Below are 17,135 nucleotides of genomic sequence, written 5' to 3' on the forward strand. Positions count from 1 at the left end.
AGTAGGGTCGGATTCGTGACCGGGCGCGAACTTCGTATTGCGAGTGGTGTGGCCGCCGGGGTGGTGATCCTCGGCGTCGCCGAAGTGGCAGCGGTGTGGATCAGCGCCGACAGCACGCCGTTGCAGGCGGTCGGGGCGACGATCGTCGACCACACGCCGGATGGCTTGCGCGAGTGGGTGATCGACCGCTTCGGCACCAACGACAAACTGGTGCTGTTCGTGCTCATGGGCTTGGTCGCGCTGGTAGTGGCGGGCGTCGCGGGGCTGGTGGAACGGGTGTCGCGGCCGGTCGGGTCGGCGATCTTCGCGGTCTTCGGCGTGTGCGCCGCCGTGGCCGCGGTGGCCCGGCCGCATGCCGCGTGGACCTGGGCGCTGCCGTCGATTCTCGGTGTAATCGTGGGAATCACGGTGCTGCGCAGCCTGATTCGGCGGATCGGGGAGTTCGAGTCCGTCACCGAATCCGACGATGTGGCGATCGAGCGGCGACAGGTGCTGCGCGGGCTCGCCACCGCTGCCGCAGTGGGCGTCGGTGCGGGCGTACTCGGCCGGGTGATCGGGGTGCGGTCGCGGGATGTGTCGGGGGAGCGGGCCGACGTGCAATTGCCGGAGCCGAGCGGCCCGGCCGTGGCGGTGGATCCGGGCGCGGACCTGAAGATTCCGGGCCTCGCGTCCTATGTCACCCCGAACTCGGACTTCTACCGCATCGACACCGCGCTGACCGTCCCGCAGGTCAGCAAGGCCGATTGGTCGCTGCGCATTCACGGCATGGTGGATCGCGAAATCCGTTTGAGCTACGCCGATCTCGCCTCCCGCACCCCGGTGGAGCGCCTCGTCACCCTGACCTGCGTCTCGAATCCGATCGGAGGCGATCTGATCGGCAATGCCATGTGGCTCGGCTATCCGCTGAAAGACCTGCTCGCCGAAGCGGGTCCGCATCCCGACGCCGATATGGCGCTGTCCCGCAGCATCGACGGCTTCACCGCGGGCAGCCCGCTGTCGGTGCTCACCGACGGCCGCGACGCCATCCTGGCCGTCGGCATGAACGGCGAACCGCTCCCCACCGCGCACGGCTATCCGGCCCGCCTGGTGGTCCCGGGCCTGTACGGATACGTATCGGCGACCAAGTGGGTCACCGAAATCGAGATCACCAGATTCGATCGCGCCCAAGCGTATTGGACCAAACGCGGCTGGTCGGAGTACGGCCCGATCAAGACCGGGACGCGCATCGACACACCTGCGGGTCACGGCACCTTGCGCGCCGGCAAGGTCACCGTGGCGGGCGTGGCCTGGGCACAGCATCGCGGCATCAAGGGCGTCGAGGTCCGCATCGATCAGGGCGAATGGCAGCCCGCCCGCCTGGCCACCGAACCGTCGGTGGACACCTGGCGGCAGTGGGCCTTCGACTGGGACGCCACGCCGGGTCTGCACACCGTCTGGGCCCGGTCGACCGACGGCAACGGCGAAACCCAGACCGACAAGCGCCAGGACGTGGTGCCTGACGGTGCGACGGGGTATCCGTCCATCACCGTCCGCATCGACTGACACGCCGACCGCGCGGTTTTCGGAGTGGCGAAAATGCCGAACGGCCGTTTCGTATGGGTGCGCGGTCTACGATCGGCGCGGCAGTCGTCCCATTGATAGGGAGCGCGCATGAGCGGAGTGCTCGAGTGGGCGCGGGCGGAAAACCTGCAGCCTGAACCGGTCACCTTGGATGTCTGGAAGAAGTTGCCCCGTGACTTCTGCCGGTTGGTGGAGGTGGTGAACGGGGACGTGGTGCGTGCGGAAGCGCCGCCGCAGCCGCATCGCAATGCGGCCAGACGCATCGCCTCCATGCTCGAGGCGGCCGCCGAAACCCATATGAGCCGGTACAACGACGGCTGGCTGTGGGTGGGGCTGGACCCCGACCTCATGCTGTGGGAATGGCCGCGAGTCACGTTGCGGCGGCCCGATATCGCCATGTTCACCTGTTCGCCCTCGGATGTCGGGCCGCTGCCCGCGTCCCGGGTGAAGGTGGCAATCGAGGTGGTGTCGCCGGTGACCGAGCGGGTCGACACCGCGGACAAGCAGGCGGAGTACGCCCTCGCCGGAATCCCCTGGTACTGGCTGGTCTACATGGATCGAGATCGGGTGAGCGCCATCCAGACTCACGTGCTGGTGCTCGGGCACTATCGCCCGCACAAGCGCCTGACCCCGATCAGCGGCGAGACCACCATCGATATGCCCATCGAGATCCGCCTGGACTGGACCCGGCTGATCGGGCTCGTCTACTGACACGGCACAGGCCCCCGCCGAGACGGGGGCCTGTGCCGCACGCGGCGGCGCAAGGTCAGTGCCCGGCGTCGGTCTTCTGCAGCGCCGGCACGCCCTTGTCGGACTTGTCGAAGCCGATGAACAGCGCGGACGCCACCACGCCGATCAACAGGATCGCGGCCGGCAGATACATGGTCTGGCTCAACGCGGTGCTGAGCTTCTCCAGCACCTTGGCCTTGACCTCCGGCGGCAGGTGGCTCAACCCGCCACTGCCCGCGGCGCCCTCGCCGACCGGACCGCTGGGCAGCTGCTGCGCGGCGATCCGCGCCGACAGCAGCGCGGCGACCGCGGCCGAACCCAGCACCGAACCCACCTGGCGGGTGGTGTTGTACACGCCCGCACCCGCGCCCGCCTGCTGAATCGGCAGGTTGTGGGTGGCGATGGAGGCCAGCGGCGCCCAGATGCAGGCGTTGGCGATACCGGCGATACCGCCCAGCACCAGGTACACCGGAATCGAGGAATCCGGCTCCATGAGCACCGCGAACCCGAAGATGGTGGCCGCGAAGGTCAGGAAGCCCGCGGTCGGCAGCACCCGCGGCGGCATCTTGTCCGACAGTTTGCCGATGATCGGCGCGAACACGCCGGTCAGAATGGCCATCGGGGCCAGCACCAGCGCCGACTTGGTCGGCGACATGTCCCGCACCTGCTGCAGGTAGAAGTAGAACGGCACGAAGGTCGCCGTCACCGCCGCGCCCATGGCCGCGATGGCCAGGCTGGACAGCGCGAAATTGCGATCCTTGAACAGGCCCAGCGGGACCAGCGGCTCACCGGTATTGCGGGACTGGTTGTAGACGAACAGCCCCAGCACCACCAGGCCGGCGGCGATCATGCCCCAGATGACGCCGTCCCAATCCCGGGTATTGCCTTCCTGAATGCCGAAGACCAGCAGGAACATGCCGACCGCGGAGAGCGCGACGCCGACCAGATCGAACTTGTGCTCATGGGTTTCCAGGGACGGCACCAGCCACACCGCGAGACCGAAGGCGATGATGCCGACGGGCACGTTGATGTAGAAGATCCACTCCCAGCCCTTCCAATCCACCAGCGCGCCACCGAGAATCGGGCCGACCAGGGTGGCCAGGCCGGCCACGCCGCCCCACAGGCCCATGGCCGCGCCGCGCTTGTCCGGCGGGAAGGTGCGGGTGATGACGGCCATGGTCTGCGGGGTCATCAGGGCCGCGCCCAGACCCTGCACCGCGCGGGCCGCGATCAGCATCTCGATGGAGCCGGACAGCGCGCACCACAGCGAGGCGGCGGTGAACACGGTCAGGCCGAGCAGGTAGATGTTCTTGGGGCCGTAGCGATCTCCGAGCCGGCCGGTCACCAGCAGCGGCACCGCGTAGGTGAGCAGGTAGGCGCTGGTCACCCAGATGACCTTGTTGAAATCGGCGTCGAAGGCTTCCATGATCGCCGGATTGGCCACCGCGACGATGGTCATATCCAGCAGGATCATGAAGAACCCGACGACCAGCGCGTATAGCGCCAGCCACGGATTGCGTTGTGTGGTCATGGATTACGTTCCTGTCCCGAATGGGCGGTCGCGAGGCGCGGGGCCGCCGATGGCATGAAGTAGTCGGAATGGCATGGGGCGGAAGGGTTTATCGGGCACCGCCTCTCCGGACGGATTCCAGGTCCTCCGGGGTGAGGCAGGCGGCCCAGTCGTGGCCCATGGGGGCGGCGGGGGCGGTGGTGCGTTCGCCGGTGGCGGGATCGAAGTCCTCCCACTCCAGCGCGCCGCTGTCCAGATCGGCGATGAAGGCGCGCAGCCATTCGGCCTCGGTGGCGGTGAGCGCGGCCACGTAGTCGATGACCGCCCAGAAGCGGCGCGGCACCTCCCGGGACCGGGCCCATTCCCGCAGCGCGTCGTACTCCGCGAGCCGGCCTTCGATCCAGGTGATGCGTTCACGCAGCAGCGTGGTCACCTCGCCCACCGGCAAATTGTGCGCTTCGGCCAGAGCGACCGGGAAGATCGGGTACTCCTGTACCGGCCGGCGCAGGATGTCGGCGATCCGGTCGCGCAGTGCCGCCGTGCCCGTGCCGGTGATCCGGTAGGTGGTGCGTTCCGGCCGGTTACCGGCCCGATCGGTGCCCTCCGCGACCACCAGTTCCTGCTCGGCCAGGCGTGCCACGGTGTGGTAGAGCGAGCCGGGTTTGATCTTCACCAGCTCGTCCTCGTGCCGGTTCATCAGCAGTTGATACATCTCGTAGGGATGCATCGGGTTCTCCTCCAGCAGCGCGAGCACCGAGATCGCCAGAGGCGTCAATACCGGCCCCGCCTGCTTCCCGCTCACGGCATCCTCCACTCTTCCGTGCCAAATATTCCACGTGGAATATACGACGCGGAACATGCGCGCACAACCCTCCTTGTTTGTAGGCTGCTCACGGATTCGCTGGATGAACGGGAGTGGGCCGTGACGGAACTGGTCAAAGGACAGAACACGGCGATCGGCGCGGGGGAGGTGCTGGTGACCGTGCGTTCGGCGGCGGAAGTGGATGTTTCGGCGCTCTTGGTCACTGCGGACGGGAAGGTGCGTTCCGACGCCGACTTCATCTTCTTCAATCAGGCGAGCGGGCCGGGGGTGCGGTTGGAGCCGGGAACGTCTGGGGTGCTGCGGGTTTCGTTCGCGGACGTGCCCGCGGAGATCGCTCAGGTGCGGGTGGTGCTGACGTTGTCCGATCCCGCCGCCACGTTCGGAGCGTTCGCGCCGCCTCGGTTGCTGGTGCGGGATGCTTCGGAGAATCCCTTGTGCGAGTACGTGATCGATGGGCTGTCCAGCGAATCCGTGGTGATCGGGCTGGAACTGTATCGGCGCGGGGCGGATTGGAAGTTGCGCGCGGTCGGGCAGGGTTACGCGGGCGGATTCGCCGCGCTCGTCACCGATCACGGCGTGAGTGTGGACGACGAACCGGCGGCCGAACCCGGCGTGCGGACCGTTCCGGGCGAGGAGAAGCTGTCGCTAGAGAAGCGCGAGCGGCTCGATCTGCGCAAGCGGGAAGTCGTGAAAGTGCTGCTCACCAAGGGTGCGGGCGAGGTGCGCGCCCGCGTCGTGCTGGTCATCGACAAGACCGGCAGCATGGCCAGGCTCTATCACGAGAAGGTGGTGCACCGGGTGGTGCAGCGCATGATTCCGGTCGCCATTCAGCTCGACGACGACGGGAAACTCGAGCCCTACCTGTACGCCATCGGGTACACCCGGCTGCCTGACGTCACGGTGGCGACCGTGGACGAATGGGCGGAAACCTACCTGCACCTGTCCGGCACGCACGGCGGCATCGACTACACCCCGCTCGGCAACAGCAATCGGGAAGAGCCGATCATGCAGGAAATCATCTCGACGCTGCGGCCGGGCGGCCCGCCCACCCTGGTGCTGTTCTTCACAGACGGCGGCTTCCGCAAGAAACGCGAAATCGCCGCGCTCATGCGGGAAGCGGCCGCGCTGCCCGCCTTCTGGCAGTTCGTCGGGCTCGGCGAAGCCAACTACGGGCTGTTGCGCAGCATGGATGAAATGGACGGTCGTGTGGTCGACAATGCCGGATTCTTCGCGGTCGACGATATCGACCGGCTCACCGATGCCGATCTCTACTCGCGCCTGCTCGGCGAATTTCCCGACTGGCTGCGGGCGGCGCGGTCAGCCGGCGTGCTCCAGTAGTTTCCGCCCGTGGGCCACCAGTTCGGTGTGTGAGTCCCAGCGTTCTTCGATCCACGCGGAATCATTGTGGGCACTGTCGATTCCGGCGCTCTGATAGCCGCTCAGCTCGAAGTCCAGCTGGACTCGCAGCCGGTCCGTGTCCGGATCGCCGGCGGGCGCCGCGGCCAATTCCGCTGCCGCCGTGCGTACTCGCTGTTCGGTCCAGTGCAGGCCGCGCCGATGTGCGTGCCGGTCCACGACATTCAGCGCCACGGCAGCCACCGCCACACCGATCAGAGTCTCCAGAAAGCGATCCCGCATGATGGGTCCCGCCGAGCCGCTCAAAGTTCCCGCCCCGCCCGCGAACATGGCGGTCGGCGTCAGGAAGGTCACCGCGAGCGCGTAATTCCCCGCGATGAACAAGTCGATGGCGAACATCAGCACCGCCAGCATGACCACCAGCACATAGCCCGACGGATGCAACTGCCACAACCCGGCGAACAGCACCAGTCCCGCGATAGTCCCCGCTATCCGGTGAATCGCCTTGGCGTGCCCCCGGACCCGGTCGGGACCCGCACCCAGAATGACCAGCGCCGAGATCACCGCCCAATGCGGCCGCAACGACCCCGCCGCCACCCCGATCCCACCCGCGACCCCACAGGCCACCAGCACCCGCGCGGTCGTCGTCCAGGTATGCGAATGCGGAGAAGCCGCCCGCCGCAACCGATATCCCACACTCGGCACCTCCGGCTTCGCCCAACTAGCCCCGCGCCATCGATCCACGGCAATGCTCACCCCCGTCACCGCCAAGGCCGAAACCCACCCCAGCGCGGCATATCCCGCGATGACCCCGACCGGCACCCCGCTCTCGGCCGCCACCATCGCCGCCGACCCGGTCAAGGCGAAGAACAATCCCCCAGGCGGCCCGGCCCGCAATCCAGTGAGCAACGCAACCGCCATCGTGGCGACCACGGTAATGAATACGGCGGTCACCACCGCCGCCCCACCGAACCCGATGACCGCCCGCCCCACCCCCGCACCCACCAAGGCCGCAGCCAGCAATGCCGCACCCGCCACGAACACGAACATCCCCCGAGTCCTAATAGCCCGCCCATCCCCATACATGATCGCGAACGCACCAAGTGTGACGAACAACGCCTCCTGCGCATGCCCCATCCCCACCACAACCGCCGCCGGCACCCCGAACGCCACCCCCGACCGCACCCCGGCCCCCACCCGGCTACGCACCGAAGGCACCGCAAACAGCAACGCCCGCACCCGCGCCACCTCCGGCAGCGCCCCACCCAACTCCGATCCCGACTCCATACCCCATATAAACACGTAAGCCCCGCTAACTATTCGCGGGCCGATAGCTCACGGGTTCATACCGGTCCCGCTCACCGCGGTCGGCGTCGGCTGACGAAGCTCGCGCGCTGATCGTGAGTCCGAGTGAACCCCGGGAAACGGCGCGAGGCCGGATCTCGGTGGGAGATCCGGCCTCGCACGGGCTTTCGGAGGGATTACACGGTCGGGGCGAAGGCCTCGGTGATGATCTCCTGCTGTTCCACGGCGTGCACCTTGGACGAACCCGAGGACGGGGCCGACATGGCGCGGCGGGAGATGCGGCGCAGCTTGCCGAACCGGGCCGGGAGGATTTCCGGGAGGTTCAGGCCGAAGAACGGCCAGGCGCCCTGGTTGGCGGGTTCTTCCTGGACCCAGACCAGGTCGGTGGCGTTCGCGTATCCCTCGAGCGCCTCGTTGAGGCGGAACTTCGGGATGGGGTACAGCTGCTCGGTGCGCACGATGGCGACATCGTCGCGGTTGTGCTTCTGCTTCTCCGCGACCAGCTCGTAGTAGATCTTGCCGGAGGTCAGCAGCACGCGCTTGACCTTCGAGCGGTCGCCGTTGCCCGACTCGTAGGTGGGCTCCTCGAGCACGGTGCGGAACTTGTTGTCGGTGAAGTCCTCGACCTCGGACACCACAGCCTTGTTGCGCAGCATGGACTTCGGGGTGAAGACCACCAGCGGGCGGCGGATGCCGTCCAGGGCGTGCCGGCGCAGCAGGTGGAAGTAGTTCGACGGGGTGGAGGGGACCGCCACCGTCATCGAACCCTCGGCGCACAGCTGCAGGAAGCGCTCGATACGACCGGAGGTGTGGTCCGGGCCCTGGCCTTCGTGACCGTGCGGCAGCAGCAGCACGACCTCGGAGAGCTGGCCCCACTTGGCCTCGCCGGAGGAGATGAACTCGTCGATGACGGTCTGCGCGCCATTGACGAAGTCACCGAACTGGGCCTCCCACAACACGAGCGCGTCGGGGTTGCCGAGCGAGTAGCCGTACTCGAAGCCGACGGCCGCGTACTCCGACAGCGCCGAGTCGTGCACCGCGAACCAGCCCGGCGCCTTGGACCCGATGTTGTGCAGCGGGGTGTACTCGCCGCCGGTCTTGCGGTCGATGATGACCGAGTGCCGCTGCGAGAAGGTGCCGCGGCGGGAGTCCTGACCGGTGAGGCGGACCGCCTTGCCCTCGTCGATGAGCGAACCGAAGGCCAGCAGTTCGGCCATGGCCCAGTCGATCTTGCCCTCGTAGGCCATCTCGCGGCGCTTCTCCAGCACCGGCTTGACGCGCGGGTGCACGGTGAAGCCCTCGGGCACGTTCACGAACGCGTCGCCGATGCGCTGCAGCACCGTCTTGTCCACGGCGGTGACCAGCGTGGTCGGCATGACCTGCTCGTCCTCGACCGATTCGGACGGCTCCGGGGTGTACTTCTCCAGCTCGCGGACCTCGTTGAAGACCCGCTCCAGCTGACCCTGGTAGTCGCGCAGCGCGGCCTCGGCCTCGGTCATGGAGATATCGCCGCGGCCGATCAGGCTCTCGGTGTACGCCTTACGCACCGAACGCTTGGTGTCGATCACGTCGTACATGTTCGGCTGCGTCATCGACGGGTCGTCGCCCTCGTTGTGACCGCGACGGCGGTAGCAGATCATGTCGATGACGACGTCCTTGCGGAACTTCTGCCGGTAGTCGACGGCCAGCTTGGCCACCCACACGCAGGCTTCCGGGTCGTCGCCGTTCACGTGGAAGATCGGCGCGCCGATGAACTTCGCGATGTCCGTGGAGTATTCGGTGGACCGCGAGTACTCGGGCGCGGTGGTGAAGCCGATCTGGTTGTTCACCACGATGTGCACGGTGCCGCCGGTGCGGTAGCCGCGCAGGCCCGACAGGTTCAGCGTCTCGGCGACGACGCCCTGTCCGGCGAAGGCCGCGTCACCGTGCAGCATGAGCGGCACGACGGAGAAGGAGCGATCCTCTTCGCCCTTGGTGACGATGTCTTCCTTGGTGAGCAGATCCTGCTTGGCGCGAACCAGACCCTCCAGCACCGGGTCGACGGCCTCGAGGTGCGACGGGTTGGCGGTCAGCGACACCTGAATGTCGTTGTCGCCGAACATCTGGATGTAGGTGCCCTGCGCGCCCAGGTGGTACTTCACGTCGCCGGAGCCGTGGGTGGCGGCCGGGTTCATATTGCCCTCGAACTCGGTGAAGATCTTCGAGTAGGGCTTGCCGACGATATTGGCGAGCACGTTCAGGCGGCCGCGGTGCGGCATACCGATGACGACCTCGTCGAGGGCGTGCTCGGCGCACTGGTCGATGACGGCGTCCATCATCGGGATGACCGATTCGGCGCCTTCGAGGGAGAAGCGCTTCTGGCCGACGTACTTGGTCTGCAGGAAGGTCTCGAAGGCCTCGGCCGCGTTCAGGCGGGACAGAATGTACTTCTGCTCGGCCACGGTCGGCTTGGCGTGCTTCTGCTCGACCCGTTCCTGAATCCATTGCAGCTGTTCGGGATCCAGGATGTGGGTGTATTCCACGCCCACGTGCCGCGAGTAGGCGTCGCGTAGGATGGACAGCACGTCGCGCAGCTTCATGCGCTCCTGGCCGTGGAAGCCCGCAACATTGAATTCGCGATCCAGGTCCCACAGGGTCAGGCCGTGCTGGGTGACATCCAGGTCGGGGTGCGAGCGGAACTTGTCCTTGACCAGGCGCAGCGGGTCGGTGTCGGCCATCAGGTGGCCGCGGCTGCGGTACGCGTTGATCATTTCCTGGACGCGGGTCGACTTGTCGATGCCGCGTTCCTTGATGTCCTTGCGCCAGCGCACCGGCTCGTAGGGGACACCCATGCCGTGGAAGATCTCGTCGTAGAACTGGTCCGAGATCAGCAGGTTGTGGATGGTGCGCAGGAAGTCACCGGACTCCGCGCCCTGGATGATGCGGTGGTCGTAGGTGGAGGTCAGCGTCATGAGCTTGCCGATGCCGATCTCGGCCAGCTGCTCGTCGCCCATGCCCTGGAACTCGGCCGGGTACTCCATGGCGCCCGCGCCGATGATCGCGCCCTGTCCCTGCATCAAGCGCGGCACCGAATGGTTGGTGCCGATGGTGCCCGGGTTGGTCAGCGAGATGGTGACGCCGGCGAAGTCGTCGGTGGTGAGCTTGCCGTCGCGGGCCCGGCGGACCACGTCTTCGTACGCATTGTGGAACTGCGCGAAGCTCATGTCCTCGGTGTTCTTGATGGCCGCGACCGCGAGCGAACGCTTGCCGTCCTTGCCCTTGAGGTCGATGGCCAGGCCGAGGTTGGTGTGCGCGGGGGTGACCGCGTTCGGCTTGCCGTCGATCTCGGCGTAGTGCCGGTTCATGTTCGGGTAGGACTTGATGGCCTGCACGATGGCGTAACCCAGCAGATGGGTGAAGCTGATCTTGCCACCGCGGGTGCGGGCCAGATGGTTGTTGATGACGAGCCGGTTGTCGATCATCAGCTTGGCCGGGATCGCACGCACCGAGGTGGCGGTGGGGATGGTCAGCGACGCCGACATGTTCTTCACGATGGCCGCGGCCGGTCCGCGTAGTACCTGGGCCTCGTCCGTCGCGGCGGGCTTCGGGCCACCCGTGGTGGGGGCGGCGTTCGAAGTCGGAGCCGGAGTGGTCTGCGGGGCGCGCACCTGAGCCGGAGCCGGGGCCGGGGCAGGCGCGGCGGCAGCGGGGGCGGGCTGCGGAGCGGGGGCGGGAGCGGGCGCCACGGCCGGCGCGGGGGCGGGGGGAGCTGCAGCGGCTACCGGCTTGCTGTTACCGGTGTCGCCGGTGTTCTCCGGCGTGTAGTCGGCCAGAAACTCGTGCCAGCTCTCATCGACGGACGAGGGGTCTTGCTTGTACTTCTGGTACATCTCGTCGACAAGCCACTGGTTCTGTCCGAACTGGTCTGTTGAGCTGCTCACAGCAGGTGTTCGCCTCATTTCGTTCTTCGCGCTGCGACGTTTGTGACGTGCCCGGCACGGGTAATCGGCGGATGCGCGCCGATGCGCCCCCACTGAGGATATGCCCACCCCTGTTCGTCCCTGTCCCTGGACTACCAGCGAGTGGACACGTCTCTCAATGACGACTCGTCCTCGAACGAGAATATTCCTTCCTCGGCGGCTGCCGCAGCCCACAAGCGGGAGTAAGCGCCGCGTTGCGATAGCAGTTGTTCATGAGTGCCGATTTCGGCGATCTTGCCCTGCTCGACCACCGCGATCCGGTCGGCTTGCGCGGCGGTCGCCAGCCGGTGCGCGACGATCACCGCGGTGCGTCCGCGCGTCACCGATTCGTTCGCCACCAGCACCGATGCCTCGGCCGCCGGATCCAGCACCGCGGTGGCCTCATCCAGCAGCAACAGGTCCGGGCGCACCAGTTCGGCGCGGGCCAGCGCGATCAGCTGGCGCTGCCCCGCGGACAGCCCGCGGCCGCGCTCGCCGACCGGTTGCCGCATTCCGTGCGGTAAAGCATTGATGGCGTCGAGCGCGCCCACCGCGGCGGCCGCGGCCTCGATCTCCGCAGGATTCGCAAAAGGTTTGCCAAATGCAATGTTGCTGGCGATGTCTCCGGTGAATAAGTGAGCTTCCTGTGGAACAACTCCCAAGCGCGCTCGGAAGTCGGTGAGCGCGTAGTCGCGGATATCGGTGCCGTCCACGCGGATCACGCCCGTGTTGATAGCCCCGTGATCTGCAGTTTCGGTGCGCGGCATGTCATACAGGCGGGCCAGGAGTTTCACGATGGTGGACTTGCCGGCGCCGGTCGCGCCGACCAGTGCCAGGCTGCTGCCCGCCGGAATCCGGAGCGTGACGCCGTCCAGTGCGGGGGTATCGACGCCGGGGTAGTGGAAGCGCACATCGTCGAACACGACCTCGCCGTGCAGTTTTCCGTCGATGGCCACCGGATGTTCGGGGTCGGGCGTGATCGAGGACGGGGTGCGCAGTAGTTCGCCGACGCGCCGCAGCCCGACCCGGGCCTGCTGATAGCCGTCGAAGAGCTGTGAGAGCTGGAAGATCGGCCCGGTCAGCAGCCGCAGGTACAGCACGAAGGCGACCAGGGTGCCGGCCGAGGTGCTGCCGTCGGCGACCTGCCGCGCGCCGAGGAACACCACGGCCGCCAAAGCCACATCGGCCCAGGCGCTCACGAACGCGAAGTACACCGAGATGGCCTTCTGCGCCCGCATCCGGCTCACCCGATACCGGTGCGAGTATTCGGTGAACCGCTCCGCGGCCCGCCGCTCGTGCCGGTGCGCCTGCACCACCCGCAGCCCCGCCACGTTCTCGGCGAAGTCGGCGTTCACGGTGGCGGCGTCCTCCCGCGATTCGCTGTACGCGCGATCGGAGGCCTTGCGGAACCACCAGGTCGCCAGCGCCAGCGGCGTGATGGTCACCAGCACCACCAGCGCCAGCTGCACGTCGATCACCAGCAGCGCCACCGCGATTCCCGCCACCGTCAGCAGGCTCACCAGGGTGTCCGGCACGCCGGTCTGCAGGAAGGTCGACATGGCGTCGATATCGGTGGTCATCCGGGTGAGGATGCGACCCGACAGCTCCCGCTCGTAATAGTCGAGTCCCAGCCGCTGCAGATGCGCGTAACTGCGCACCCGCAACCCGTACAGCAGCCGCTCCCCGGCCCGCACGCCCCACACCAGCGCCGTGGCCGCGACCACCCAGCCGATCCCGACCAGCAGCGCGCCCGCGACGGTGGCGCGAACCAACGCCCCGCCGTCGTCCTTGCTCACCCCCGAGTCGATCGCGTACTGCACGATCGACGGGAACCCCACGCCCACCAGCGCATCCAGCGCCAGCAGCAGCACGGTCCCCGCCACCAGCCACCGCACCGGCCGCAACAACCGGGCCAGCCGGAACCCCGGATCCGGCGCGGAAAGCTCCCGATCATCCAGTCCGGGCAGCTCGGTCGCGGCGGGCAAGGACGGCAGCACGCGCCGAACTTCCTCCGGCACATCGGAACCCGACAGCTCGTCAACGGCGGTTGGGGCGTTGTTCGTGGCCTGGGGCGGGTACCCATCCGCCTCCGGAGCGGCGGCCGCGTCGCTGGTTCGGCTCGGCTCGAGCTGCCCCGAGACACGGGGCCCACTCGTGGATTCGTCATGTCCGGTGAATCCCGCTCCGGCCGGATCGGAGTCGGCTTGCGTGGTCAGCGGCGGCGCGCCGAGGATCGAATCGGCGGGCGCGAGCGGTGCGACGGAATTCGGAAGCGGTTGCGGGGTAAAGGGATCGATTTCCGCGGCGGGATCGCCCAGGAGCGGGGCCGCGCCGGGGAGGCGGATGACGCGGTCGGCGCGGGCGAGGGTGGATTCGCGGTGGGCGAGGATCAGGGTGGCGCGGCCGGAAGTGGTGGGGAGGGCGTCGAAGATGGCGGCCTCGGTGACCGCGTCGACGGCGGAGGTGGCGTCGTCGAGGATGAGGATGCGCGGGTCGGCGAGCAGGGCGCGGGCCAGGGCGATGCGCTGGCGCTGACCGCCGGACAGGGTGAGGCCGCGTTCGCCGACCACCGTGTCGTAGCCCTGGGGGAGGGCCCGGACGAACTCGTCGGCGGCGGCCTGTTCGGCGGCGGCGCGTATCTCGGCTGCGGTGGCGTCGGGGCGGCCGAGCGCGATATTGGCGGTGATGGTGTCCGACAGCAGGAAGGCCTCGTCGAACACCACGCCCACCGCCGCACGCAGGTCGGCGGCGCGCAATTCGGCGATATCGGCGTGGGAACCCTTGCCGTACAGGCTGATCCGGCCCGAAGTGGGCGTGTAGAAGCGCGGCAGCAGCAGTGCCAGGGTGGACTTGCCGGAGCCGGCCGGGCCGATGATCGCCACGGTCTCGCCGGGCGCGACGGTCAGGTCGAAGTCGCGCAGGATCGGCCGATCGGGGTCGAAACCGAAGGTGAGCCCGTCGATTTCGATGCCGAGCGGTCCCGGCGGCAGCTCCACCGGATGCTCGGGATCGGTGCGTTCGTGCGCGCTGTCGATGACCTCGTCCACGCGTTCGGCGGCGGCGCGGGTCAGCTGCGCCATCACCACCACCATGGACACGGTGCGGGTGGCGGCGGTCATGGTGCCGACGTAGGCGGTGAACGCCAGGAACGTTCCCACGCCGATGGTCCCGTGCAGCGCGAGAATGCCGCCCACCGCGATCACCGCGACCAGCCCGGCCTGCGGAATCGCGGCCAGGGTCGGGGCGAACCGAGCATCGATGCGGGCGGCTCGCAGCCGTTCCGCGTACAGCCGTTTGCCTTGCCGCTCCAGGATTTCCACCATCCGGGCTTCCTGCCCGAACCCCTTCACCACCCGAACCCCGGTGATGGTCTCCTCCACGTGCTGCGCCAGATCCGCGCCGCGCTGCTGCGCCGACCAGGTCGCGGCGTACAAGCGCGGCCGCACCCGGTACACCACGAACGCCAGCGCCGGCACCACCAGCAATGCCGCCAGAGCCAACGGCGGCGACAGCCACAGCATGATCAACGCCGCCAGCACGAACTGCAGCGCGGCCGTCAAAGCCCACGGCCCCATGGCCAGCAGCCCCTGCACCAGCGTCAGATCACTGATCGACCGCGACACCACCTGCCCGGTCCGCAGTTCGTCCTGCCCGCGCCCGTCCAGCCGCTGCAAGGCCCCCAGCAGATCCACCCGGATCTCGTGCTGCACATCCAGCGCCAGCTGCCCCGCCAGCCACCGCCGCCCGAGCGCCGCCAGGAACCGCGCCCCGGCCAAGGCCACCATCAACCCGGCCATGGCCGCGATGATCTCGGTATCCCCGACCACCGCCCCATCGAGCGCGCGCTTGGCCAGCAGCGGCCCGACCGCCTCGACCGCCGCACCCACCAGCACGGCCAGGGCCACGCCCGCCACCAGTCGCGGATGCTTCCGGGCGCGCTCCCACAACCGCCGCAACCAGCCCCGGGTCCGGCCGTCGTTCATCGCCGCCGCCCCGATCGCCGCACCGTTTTCCGAATCCGCACCTCGCACCGCGAGCACCTCACTCACTATCGACTCCCCCCGCCGTCCGGCAGTCGCACCCCTCGACCCGCACCGCCTCGTCTTGTCCGCCCATTCGCATCATCCAGTACGACAACGACAACCCCACCCCTCCTTTGTTCCCGCACCCCACCTTCGCGCGACCCCAACGGCATGTCGCACAGTCCCGCCCTCCTCTCCAGACGGACATTCCGACCCGCCCCAGTTCGGCGCACCTGCAATTCGGCGTTCCAGTGCGTCCGCGCGAACTGCGCTTCCACTCATCGTTCCGGCGCGCTTCGGCACAGATCTCACGTCGCGGGGCGCGATCCCGGCCGAAAGAATGCTGGGAGACCGGAGATTCCAGGACATGACAGCGGGCAGTGACGGCGGGACGGGCTGCCGCGGGTCGAGACGGCTGGGCGACACTATGGGGAGCGACGGCTCGGGCGGCGGTCGCTGGGACTGCGGGTTGTGCGGGGCGGGTACCCGTGGTCGGGTGGAGATTGTTCACGACTAGTCGAAATGAGGCCGCGCACATGCCTGTCCAGCGTCTCAACCATGCCGTGCTGTTCGTCTCCGATGTGGAGCGTTCAGCGGAGTTCTACAGCACGGTGCTGGGGTTCCGGCGCTTGCCGGGTGGGTTCCCGGGGGCGGTGTTCCTACAGGCCGAGGGGTCGGCGAACGATCACGACCTGGGGTTGTTCCAGTCGCCGGACCCGCTGATCGCGCATCGGACGGGGCGGATCGGGCTGTATCACCTGGCCTGGGAAGTGGATACGCTGCGCGAATTGCAGCGGATCAAGGATGCGCTGCAGGCGGCGGGGGCGCTGGGCGGTGCGTCCGATCATGCGTCCACCAAGGCGCTGTACGCCTCGGATCCGGACGGCATCGAATTCGAGGTCTGCTGGCTGGTGCCGGACGCGGCCGTCGAAGCGGAGATGGCGGCCATGACCGCGCCGACCCGCCCCCTGGACATCGATGCCGAGATCGCCGCCTACGGCGCGGACACCCCCGGCGGACCGCGCACCGATCACGCCGTCTGGCAGCGGCTGTTCGCGGCGCGCCGCGGCGAATAGTTCGGATTCAGAGATCGCGCTGCTGCACGTACCACCACGCGGCCGCGCCGGCCCCGGCGGTCCACAGCAGCAGCACCACGATCGCCGCGGGCGTCGGCGCGATGAACGCGCTGTCGGCGTAACTGCCGTCGCTCATCGTCCCGACCGTCGCCGCCACCGGCAGGATGGTCGCGAATCCGGGAAACCCGATGCCGCGCGCGGTGATCCACACCAGCGGCTCCAGCACCAGCACCCCGATGATCACCGCTATCGCCTGCACCGGCGAACGCAACAGGAATCCCAGCGACGCCCCGATCACCGCCCAGCACACCGCCGCCAGCGTCACCCCGCCCAGCACGGCGAGCAGCTCGACGGTGAACTCCGCTTTGCCGCGCCCGAACACCAGCAGCGCGGCGGCCCCGACCACCTCCATCGCCAAGACGACGACCAGCGAAAACCAGGCCGCCACCGCGAGTTTGGACCCCAGCAGCAGATTCCGGTCCGGCGTGAACACCGCGCTCACCGGCAGCGACCCGAACCGGTACTCGTCCCCGGCCGCCAGCGCCCCGAAGATCGCCGAGGCGAGCACGGCCAGCGCCAGCGCCCCCGCCACCGCGGTTGCGGGCGCCCCCACCGCGCCCAGCACCGGATGCTTGTCGGTGGCGACGGCGGGCGTGAACCGAATTCCCAGCGCCGCGAACGCCACCACCCCGAGCAGCGCCACCCCGCCACCCAGCAGCCGATTGGTCCGCAGCGAAACCACCTTCCGCACTTCGGAATTGGCGACCCGCAGCACCGGCTCCGGCACGGCGACGAGATTCATCTCGCATCCTTTCG

General features: G+C 68.2%; 10 protein-coding genes. 4 read left to right on the forward strand and 6 right to left on the reverse strand.

Annotation, left to right across the window (positions count from 1 at the left end):
* Positions 1–15: 15 nt before the first annotated feature.
* Together NY1_RS28995 and NY1_RS29000 are read left to right on the forward strand one after the other, a co-directional pair.
* On the forward strand, positions 16–1,542 hold the full coding sequence (locus NY1_RS28995; protein WP_067720177.1) for a molybdopterin-dependent oxidoreductase: 1,527 nt from the start codon (positions 16–18) through the stop codon (positions 1,540–1,542).
* 108 nt (positions 1,543–1,650) lie between these two features.
* Complete coding sequence (locus NY1_RS29000; RefSeq protein ID WP_067720179.1) at positions 1,651–2,271, forward strand: Uma2 family endonuclease; 621 nt, start codon at positions 1,651–1,653, stop codon at positions 2,269–2,271.
* 55 nt (positions 2,272–2,326) lie between these two features.
* On the opposite strand, the gene NY1_RS29005 is transcribed toward NY1_RS29000, so the two are convergent.
* Both NY1_RS29005 and NY1_RS29010 read right to left on the reverse strand, forming a co-directional pair.
* Positions 2,327–3,820, reverse strand: coding sequence for a DHA2 family efflux MFS transporter permease subunit (locus tag NY1_RS29005; protein ID WP_067720181.1), 1,494 nt, complete (start codon positions 3,818–3,820; stop codon positions 2,327–2,329).
* Between the two features lie 88 nt (positions 3,821–3,908).
* On the reverse strand, positions 3,909–4,601 hold the full coding sequence (locus NY1_RS29010; protein ID WP_067720390.1) for a PadR family transcriptional regulator: 693 nt from the start codon (positions 4,599–4,601) through the stop codon (positions 3,909–3,911).
* 120 nt (positions 4,602–4,721) lie between these two features.
* Between NY1_RS29010 and NY1_RS29015 the strand changes: the two genes are divergently transcribed.
* A complete protein-coding gene (locus tag NY1_RS29015) occupies positions 4,722–5,960 on the forward strand; it encodes a vWA domain-containing protein (protein ID WP_067720184.1) in 1,239 nt (412 codons plus the stop codon).
* Here NY1_RS29015 and NY1_RS29020 read toward each other — a convergent pair.
* From NY1_RS29020 to NY1_RS29030, 3 genes are all read right to left on the reverse strand, one after another.
* Positions 5,940–7,265, reverse strand: coding sequence for an FUSC family protein (locus NY1_RS29020; protein WP_157762532.1), 1,326 nt, complete (start codon positions 7,263–7,265; stop codon positions 5,940–5,942). The genes NY1_RS29015 and NY1_RS29020 overlap by 21 nt on opposite strands.
* 194 nt (positions 7,266–7,459) lie before the next feature.
* Positions 7,460–11,152, reverse strand: a complete 3,693-nt coding sequence (locus NY1_RS29025) for a multifunctional oxoglutarate decarboxylase/oxoglutarate dehydrogenase thiamine pyrophosphate-binding subunit/dihydrolipoyllysine-residue succinyltransferase subunit (RefSeq protein ID WP_067720188.1) — start codon at positions 11,150–11,152, stop codon at positions 7,460–7,462.
* A 182-nt stretch (positions 11,153–11,334) separates the two neighbouring features.
* Positions 11,335–15,204 (reverse strand): ABC transporter ATP-binding protein, encoded by a 3,870-nt coding sequence (locus NY1_RS29030; RefSeq protein ID WP_067720392.1) that lies wholly within the window; start codon positions 15,202–15,204, stop codon positions 11,335–11,337.
* A gap of 575 nt (positions 15,205–15,779) precedes the next feature.
* On the opposite strand from NY1_RS29030, the gene NY1_RS29035 reads away from it, so the two are divergent.
* Entirely contained in the window at positions 15,780–16,319 is a 540-nt protein-coding gene (locus NY1_RS29035; RefSeq protein WP_067720190.1) for a VOC family protein, read from the forward strand.
* A 7-nt stretch (positions 16,320–16,326) separates the two neighbouring features.
* Here NY1_RS29035 and NY1_RS29040 read toward each other — a convergent pair whose 3' ends face one another.
* The gene (locus NY1_RS29040) at positions 16,327–17,121 is read right to left on the reverse strand and encodes an ABC transporter permease (RefSeq protein ID WP_067720192.1); all 795 of its coding nucleotides are present in this window, start codon (positions 17,119–17,121) and stop codon (positions 16,327–16,329) included.
* Positions 17,122–17,135: the final 14 nt, after the last annotated feature.

This window comes from Nocardia yamanashiensis NBRC 100130 (assembly GCF_001613325.1).
In the GTDB taxonomy this organism is placed as follows: Bacteria; Actinomycetota; Actinomycetes; order Mycobacteriales; family Mycobacteriaceae; genus Nocardia; species Nocardia yamanashiensis.